This window comes from Prevotella sp. MGM1 (assembly GCF_002933775.1).
In the GTDB taxonomy this organism is placed as follows: Bacteria; Bacteroidota; Bacteroidia; order Bacteroidales; family Bacteroidaceae; genus Prevotella.
The window spans coordinates 1-1224 of record NZ_BEWV01000041.1 but is presented as its reverse complement, the minus strand read 5'-3'; the positions used below and the strand labels follow the sequence as shown (position 1 = coordinate 1224).

Annotated in this window: 2 protein-coding genes and 1 pseudogene; 2 read left to right on the top strand and 1 reads right to left on the bottom strand. The window is 42.3% G+C overall.

Annotated features, from left to right (window positions below; genetic code table 11):
* Together MoGM_RS00640 and nudC are read left to right on the top strand one after the other, a co-directional pair.
* Positions 1-267: pseudogene (locus MoGM_RS00640) on the top strand (bifunctional metallophosphatase/5'-nucleotidase); the annotation flags it as partial.
* Positions 268-275: 8 nt separating this feature from the next.
* Positions 276-1058, top strand: a complete 783-nt coding sequence (gene nudC / locus MoGM_RS00635; protein WP_104368303.1) for an NAD(+) diphosphatase — start codon at positions 276-278, stop codon at positions 1056-1058.
* Here the strand turns inward: nudC and MoGM_RS13475 are convergent.
* Positions 1055-1224 (bottom strand): DUF4738 domain-containing protein (locus tag MoGM_RS13475; protein ID WP_146078599.1); only part of this gene is annotated, 170 nt, incomplete at its 5' end. The genes nudC and MoGM_RS13475 overlap by 4 nt on opposite strands.

Sequence of the window (1224 nt, the reverse complement as noted above, 5' to 3'; positions counted from 1 at the left end):
AAAAACGCATGGTATAAGGTCGTGATGAACAGTTACAGAGGAAGCGGAGGCGGAGAGCTACTGACAAAGGGTGCCGGAATACCCAAAGACTCATTGGCAGGAAGAACGGTATATCAGAGTGAAAAAGACCAGAGATATTATATAATGAAAGAAATAGAGGATACCGGCATTGTAACGCCGACAGCTAACAGAAACTGGAAATTTGTGCCTGAAAAATGGACTATACAGGCAATAAAAAGAGACAGACAAATTATTTTCGGGAAATAAATACTATCATGAAAAAGCATTACTTTGTATTCCACAAAGACTATATCCTGCTGGAAAAGCATGAAGACGGTTCTTTCAACATACCATACTCTGAAGTTCCACCAACAACAATTACGAATAGAGCGGACATTATGACCGTCACAGCAGCTGACGGAGAGGAAGTATTGACGTACAGCGTAGACATTCCCATTGCTGACAACTCTGGACTTGAACTATGCGGACTGAGAGAGAGTTACTACAAACTGCCATACAGTCAATACCTGAAAGCCGGAAAATGCAAAGAATTATTGTATTGGGATCACAACTCTAAATTTTGCGGCGCATGTGGCGGACTTATGCAAAAAAGCACAGACATCAGCAAGAAATGCGGTAAGTGCGGGAAAGAAGTCTGGCCCCAGTTGGCCACCGCTGTCATCGTTTTGATTAGTAAAGGCAACGATATATTGCTTGTACACGCAAAGAATTTCCGTGGTAATTTCTATGGGTTGGTGGCAGGCTTTGTTGAGACGGGTGAGACACTTGAACAAGCCGTATCGCGCGAGGTTCTCGAAGAAACCGGACTAAAAATTAAAAATATCAAATACTTCGGAAGTCAACCTTGGCCATACCCTTGCGGACTGATGATTGGTTTCACGGCAGACTATCAAGAGGGAGAAATAAGCCTGCAACAATCCGAACTTACGTCTGGTTCATGGTTTGATGCGGCAAACCTCCCCACCATACCGGAAAAACTGTCTATCGCCCGAATGTTAATCGACGACTGGCTGAAAAAGCAAAAGAATAAAAACTAATACTCTATCAACTCCATCGACATTTTACCATCAAAGGATATTCTTGTATCAAGCAAATAACAACTGGCACCATCAGGCACACAGATAATGGTATTAAAGTGAAATCCTTTCGAGTCTACCGAATCAAACTCTATATTGCTCAATATTGCCTGTGAGAGAAAACCGT